Raw genomic sequence first — 6,355 nt, 5'->3', positions numbered from 1 at the left:
AATCCGGTCAGTGAAACGTCGCCCGCACCGGTGCGGTGGCACTACGCGGGCGACGGGAATGCGGTTCGTTAGAAGAAGCCGACACCCTTATCCAAGCCTTCAGACGCCAGGCACGCGAACACGAGCACGGCAAGACCACAAATCACAGCGATCGCGTCCCGAATGTAGTCGGTTTGCGCTTCGGAAACGGCCGGCGTGGAAACTTCTGAAATCGCATTCATGTCACCCTCCAAAGTTAAACCCCTCGGGGGGTTTGGAGGTGCAGACTAACTTCAAAGCGTTCATGGAGAATTGCCACACGTCGTTAATTCTTCCGGAAGATGCCCTGAACGTCGCTCGTCAAGCGATGCAGTGAAAAGTCGGAGATGGGTCCATTAGGAGGCTCATGCACTGCAGCAAAACAGCATCAGTGTTCGATCGCTTCGTCGGTGCGCAATCGGACCAAAGGCTTATGAAGCCACGCGCTCTTAAAGCTTCTTGACTGCCTTGAACGTGCCGTCCGGCTGAATGACCGTTAGAAAGACTTTGGCCGGCGCGTCTTGCAGCTTTTGCCCGAGCGTTATGATATCTCCGCTGATGTCAAATCTGCCGACATCGTTGATGATCTGAAGCATATCTGCACGCGTAGGGTTTGGTCCGGCCATTTCGAGCGCCGCGGCTACAAGGCGGCCGGAAAGATATCCCTCCAGGGAGACAAAGTCCGGTTTCAAAGCTGGATCGAGGGCTTTCTCAGCCGCCTGGTAATCAGCCACTACCTGTGCCGACGCATCCCAGGGAAATGGCACGACCTGAGACACGATGACCCCATCACCGTCGGGGCCGAGCTCTTTTGCCAGTGCATTGGCGCCAACGAAGGAGATATTGACGAAGATCGGATCGAAGCCGCTCCTGCGTGCCAGTCTGATGAATTCGGCGCACGGTGCATAGGTGCCGACCATAACCACGGCTTCCGGTTCGGCACGCCTGAGCACGCGCACGGCGGAGCCAACCGCTTTGGTATTGCGCTCGTAGGTGCTTTCGGCCGTCAACTCCAGACCGCGTTTCTCCAGTGCGAGTTTGACGCCGGCCAAACCGTCGCGACCATAGGAATCGTCCTGGTAGAAGATCGCGACGCTCCTGATATGAAGATCTTCGGTCAGGTGCTTGATCCAGGCTTCAGCCTCGGCGCCGTAGCTCGCGCGAATATTGACGACGTTTTGTAGGTCCGGCGCGCGAAGGAACCCCGCCCCGGTGAACGGACCGATGAAAGGCACGTTCCCGGCTTTCGCGATCGGAACGGTCACGGTCGAGGTGGGCGTGCCGACCGCGCCGATCAAAGCGAAAACTCTGTCCTCATCGATCAGCTTGACGGTCTGAACGATCGAGCGATCGGGATCGTAACCATCGTCCCGGCTTATCAGTTCGAGCGTGCGGCCGTACACGCCGCCCTTGCCATTGACCTCCGCGAATGCTGCGAGAATGCCTTGCCGCATACCTCGGCCGAGCGCCGACGAGGGACCCTCGAGCGCGGCGGCCTGACCGAAAAGAATGCTGCCGGAACTAACGCCGACCTCGTCAGCCCTGGCATGAAGCGGAGCAGCCGCCGCGAGCATGATCGAAAAGCCTGCGAAAGTAGATCGCAATTGGTGCATGACAACATTTCTTCTGGATCGAAAAGCCGCTCCAATGGGCGCTGAATGATATCCCGACGTGATGAAGAGCTCGCTAATCGCCCGGTGTTTTTTCTTGTTCCGCTATGGAACCGCGTATCGCTGACATCGCAGCAAGTCGCGGGCATTTTATCGATTATGGAAATCGTTAACTAAGGCAATCGGACCAAGCGGCATTTGCTCTGATGTTCTTGGCTCTTTAACCAAAGTCCGCCTCGATAGATCGTTTACAACGGCACCACTGTTCTGTGGCCGCTGCGCGTTTCGAACGAAAGACGAAGATGAGCGATCGAAACCTGGATGACCAACGCCGGGGAGACATGGTCGACCGGCGAAGGATCTCGGGCTCGTGGTCCCTGCTTTTCCGGCCCGCGCTGGTGGCAGGATGCATTGGCCTTTTGCTGTCGATGGCTGCTGCCTACGCCGTCGGACGGTGGGAGCAGCGCGTCACTTGGGTCGAGTTCGAGGGCGTCGCCGCGACCCAATTGATCGAGATGCAGAACGGGATCAACGAATATCTCAGCCGGCTGGTTACGCTGCGCACCCTGTTCGAGTCGGCGAATGAGGACGTTACCCGCAGCGAGTTCGAGGTTTTCGGCGGCCGTCTGTTCGAGGATCACCCGGGGATCCTTCGCGTCGGCTGGGTGCCGAAGATCTATTGGAAGGAACGTGCCGAGTATGAGGCTGCCGCGGTCAGCGACGGCGTCCCCGGATATCGGATCAAATCCCTTGCCACGGATGGTGCCCTTTCTCCCGCGCCGGAGAGCAGTGTTTATTTCCCGGTGTTCTTTTCGACTGAAGCGAAAACCTCGCCGGTCTACGGTCTAGATTACTCGACCGAACCGATCCGGTGGGCGACGCTGGAGCGCGCGCGGGATAACGACGCCGTCGCGGTGATGCCTACCAGGCTGTTTCACGATGCGAAGGGCAGCACTCACGGCGTGCTGGTCAGCGTACCGGTATATGTAAAGGGGACGTCGCGCACTACGATTGCCGACCGGCGGCGCAATCTGGCGGGTTACGTGGTCGGGATATTTGATCTGGCACACCTGCTGCAGTCGGTCAGGACGGCGACAGCGGCATCTTCCGCCATCGTCATCCATGCCTATCCGCCCGATCTGGAAACAAACGCCGGACCGGGACATCAGCCCGCCCCCGATTATTCGTCGGCGCCGGCGACGGTGCAGACGGTGCGGGCTTTCGCGAAAGGCCCGAAATGGTCGGGTCTGCTCAGGATCGGCGATGCCAACTGGCACGTACAGGCCATTCCTGCCGCCGGCGGCCGTCTGACCGCGCGGTACGACCGCGCTTTGACCGTACTCACCGCCGGAATTGCCATTACCGCATTCCTGGCCGTGTATCTGGGTCTTGCGAGCCGCAACTCGCGTCAGCTTGCTCTGGCGAACCGGCGCGTCCTCGAGCTTGCGCAGACCGATATTCTGACCGGACTTCCGAACCGGGCGTTCTTTCTGGAGCAACTCAGGGACGCCGGCTTGTACGAGCGCCAGGACCGGGGCGTGTTTTCAATTCTGATGCTCGATCTTGATCGCTTCAAGAACGTCAACGATTCGCTTGGGCATGCCGCGGGCGACGCGTTGCTCCGGCAGGTGGCGCTTCGCCTGAATTCCGCGCTACGGGGCACCGATGTGCTGGCGCGGCTCGGCGGTGACGAATTCGCGATCATCCAGGCGGGGTGCCACGATCAGCGGGCCAGTTCGATCGATTTGGCAAGCCGAATCTCGAAACTCATCGCTGAGCCGTTCCAGTTGCAGGGCCATCGGGTCGAAATCGGCACCAGCATCGGCGTTGCGCTGGCGCCGGAGCACGGTAGCGATCAGGAGCAGTTGCTGAAAAAAGCCGACCTCGCGCTATACCGGTCGAAATCGGCGGGACGGAACTGCTTCACGCTTTACGATGAAGCCATGTCCGCGGAACTTGAAGCTCGAAACACCCTTGAAGGCGATCTGCGGGACGCCATCGCGCGCTGCCAGTTTGAAGTGCATTATCAGCCTTATTTCGACGTCCAGACCGGCCGTCGGCGAGGCGAGGAAGCGCTTGTGCGCTGGCGTCATCCAACCAGAGGGCTGATACCGCCCGACCTGTTCATTCCGCTTGCAGAGGAAACCGGACTCATCGTCCCGCTTGGGGAATGGATCATCAGGCAGGCGTGCGACAACGCGATATCCTGGCCGGCGGACACGACGGTATCTGTGAATCTGTCGCCGGTTCAGTTCAAGCAGGCCGAGCTGTTTGATATCATCGAGTCCGCGTTGCGGAAGTCGGGTTTGCCGCCGGAGCGACTGGAAATTGAGATTACCGAATCCGTCCTGCTGGAGAGAGCGGTCGAAAATCATGCCTTCATGGAAAGACTCAAGAGCATCGGGGTCTCGCTTGCTCTTGATGACTTCGGTACCGGGTATTCATCCCTGAGCTGCCTGACCGCGTTCCCATTCGACAAGATCAAAATCGACAAGTCCTTCATGGGAAGCTTGTCCAGGGGTCACAAGAGTTCGGCCATTATATCGTCGATCGTGACGCTGGCCCGCGGTCTGAACATGTCGGTTACGGCTGAAGGCGTGGAGACCCGCGAGCAGCTTGAGGGGCTTAGAACGCTGGGAGTGAATTTCGCGCAGGGCTATTTGCTTGGCCGCCCGGTGCCGATCGACGAACTCAACGATCAGCCTCAATCCTATCGTTCGCGGCTGGATGCGGCGTAGCGCCGCTGGTCCACTTCCACAAGATGCAAAATCCTTTGCGGCCACCACCTCGCATCTGCACCTGTTTCGGATCAACACGGACGATGTCCGAGTTGGGTCATTTGCGTCGCTTTGACAGGCTCGCTGTTACTTCCTCTTACTCGTTCAAACGGAAAACCCACCGGGTTGAGCCGGCGGGTTCGTCAATTCGTCGCGGTATGAGTTACGAGGCCCGCGATTGATGAGAAGCTAGGGCCTATGGCTTAACAAGCCACTCAGAGCCGGTTCGGCGGCTTTCCGACCGCGGAAGGCACGGACCCGCCTGAGCACCCCCGGAGCGTCGGCGGGGAGCGACGGGTCATTATGCTCGTAGTCTTACGGGGGGCACCTTCACTGTTCCGGCGCAATTTACCGAGCATGTTGCCGCAGTGTCTCTAGGCCCAGAGGGGATCAAAGTCCGAGATGAACGAATGCGCCGATCCACAGCGGAAAGCCCTGATCGATAAATGCGACGCTTGCGGGAGCCAGATGAAGTGCCTGGGCAAACTACCAGAGATCCAGACAAAGAGGGCCGTCCGAGTTTTCCGGTGCTACGGATGCAACAACGTCACATCGGAGCCATGCTAAGGCCGCTGGGCTAGGGCTAAAGGCAAAGGAAAAATGAAGCAAAACTCCCTGTTTGAGGCCAGCCTGAAAATTGGAGATCGGGTCAGGTTGATCTCTGGCACTCTTGCCTGGAAGGCCGAAATGACGCTGCAAGGTAAAATAGGCGAAGTTGTCGAACTCCGAACCGATGGCCGGGTTTCGATCCGCTTTGAAAATGGCAGAGTTCTTGAGGGCCGATCTGTCGAACCCATTGAGCGGGTTTAGGGCTCCCCCGGCAGTGATTCAGGTCGAGGGGCCGGCCCGGCCGGGCAAAAACCCAGCATCAAGCATTGAGGAGACCGGCTTGTCGCGGATAGATGACGGCAAGGATGTCCGCTTTGAAGCCCATTCCGGAGAGTCAGACATGGCGCCATGTCCGAAAAGTGCCGCCAATAGGTGATATCGCGGATGCAGGCCGCACAAAAATCGCCCGAAGGCAGCTTCTCAATTCAATACCTGATGATCCTGGAACAGGTTGTGTGAGACGCCTCAAACTACTAGCAATGTGGCATTGTGGACGCTCGCCGTTGGCACCATTGCTTGCAGTTTGTTCCGCGTTGCTGATTGCAAAACGAGGCGCATCTTTGGGAATTGTAGCATCCCGTTTGGCCACCGTTTCTAGCATATGAGCCCTGTGCTGCCAAAGCACCCGTAGCAGTCGTTCCTATCAGCGTTAGTACGGCAATGAATGCTGGAATCCGAAACATAAGAAATCCTCCAGAGATGGCAATTGGCTACGCGGCATGAAGCCCGCGCGACGAACGACTTGTGTGTCGTTGGTTAGAATTGCCTACCGCTGGCGCAGGCGCTGTATATTGAGGTAGCAGCAATTCGGTAATCGGCCGCTTTGTGACAACACGCGAGCGCGTCATGGTTTCGCGCCCATTTACCCATCATGAGCAACTTTATGTTCAACCGCAAGGGCAAGTCGCATCAGCTCGGCTGGAACGGATCGATGAACGCATCAAGAGTCTGGTGACCCGAATGGTTGCTCGCCAACCTGTCCGCTAGTGAGACCAAAAATGCGTGCGTATTCCCATCAAGGCCATGGCCCGCGAGCCGATCAAACAGGCCGGATACATATCAGCGACTTCCGGTTTCCACGCACAATCTCTATTGCGAAATGCAGCCGGTCCACGCATCCGGGTCAAAAGCTGACCTGGCGCCAGGCGCGATTGAGGTCGGGTATTACCCCGGCAACGGACATAAAATGCGCCAATCAGATGTTATGGAACGGCGATGTCTGCTTGGCCCTCGACAGCGGACATTCAGCCCGACGGTCGTTAGGTCCGCTTTGTGCCGATAGTGTTGCAAAAGTCGTTTTGCAGAAGGTGTCAAAAATTCCGAGGGCCGCAGGCGCGGTTT

Annotated in this window: 4 protein-coding genes; 2 read left to right on the top strand and 2 right to left on the bottom strand. The window is 58.2% G+C overall.

The window, feature by feature from the left end:
• Positions 1-68 precede the first annotated feature (68 nt).
• On the bottom strand, positions 69-221 hold the full coding sequence (locus E8A46_RS24625) for a hypothetical protein (RefSeq protein ID WP_291566778.1): 153 nt from the start codon (positions 219-221) through the stop codon (positions 69-71).
• 246 nt (positions 222-467) lie between these two features.
• The gene (locus E8A46_RS24620; RefSeq protein ID WP_291566776.1) at positions 468-1,631 is read right to left on the bottom strand and encodes an ABC transporter substrate-binding protein; all 1,164 of its coding nucleotides are present in this window, start codon (positions 1,629-1,631) and stop codon (positions 468-470) included.
• A 338-nt stretch (positions 1,632-1,969) separates the two neighbouring features.
• Here E8A46_RS24620 and E8A46_RS24615 point away from each other — a divergent pair, with 338 nt between their 5' ends.
• The gene (locus E8A46_RS24615; protein WP_291566780.1) at positions 1,970-4,366 is read left to right on the top strand and encodes an EAL domain-containing protein; all 2,397 of its coding nucleotides are present in this window, start codon (positions 1,970-1,972) and stop codon (positions 4,364-4,366) included.
• A 639-nt stretch (positions 4,367-5,005) separates the two neighbouring features.
• On the top strand, positions 5,006-5,215 hold the full coding sequence (locus tag E8A46_RS24610; RefSeq protein ID WP_291566774.1) for a hypothetical protein: 210 nt from the start codon (positions 5,006-5,008) through the stop codon (positions 5,213-5,215).
• Positions 5,216-6,355 lie beyond the last annotated feature (1,140 nt).

This window comes from Bradyrhizobium sp. (assembly GCF_004799445.1).
Taxonomy (GTDB): domain Bacteria; phylum Pseudomonadota; class Alphaproteobacteria; order Rhizobiales; family Xanthobacteraceae; genus Bradyrhizobium.
The sequence above is the reverse complement of the archived record's forward strand: the minus strand, read 5'-3'. Positions and strand labels throughout refer to the sequence as shown.

What these genes read in the sequence shown, in the direction of transcription:
- E8A46_RS24625 (WP_291566778.1), bottom strand. Translation starts at nt 221, where the DNA reads ATGAATGCGATTTCAGAAGTTTCCACGCCGGCCGTTTCCGAAGCGCAA.
- E8A46_RS24620 (WP_291566776.1), bottom strand. Translation starts at nt 1,631, where the DNA reads ATGCACCAATTGCGATCTACTTTCGCAGGCTTTTCGATCATGCTCGCG.
- E8A46_RS24615 (WP_291566780.1), top strand. Translation starts at nt 1,970, where the DNA reads ATGGTCGACCGGCGAAGGATCTCGGGCTCGTGGTCCCTGCTTTTCCGG.
- E8A46_RS24610 (WP_291566774.1), top strand. Translation starts at nt 5,006, where the DNA reads ATGAAGCAAAACTCCCTGTTTGAGGCCAGCCTGAAAATTGGAGATCGG.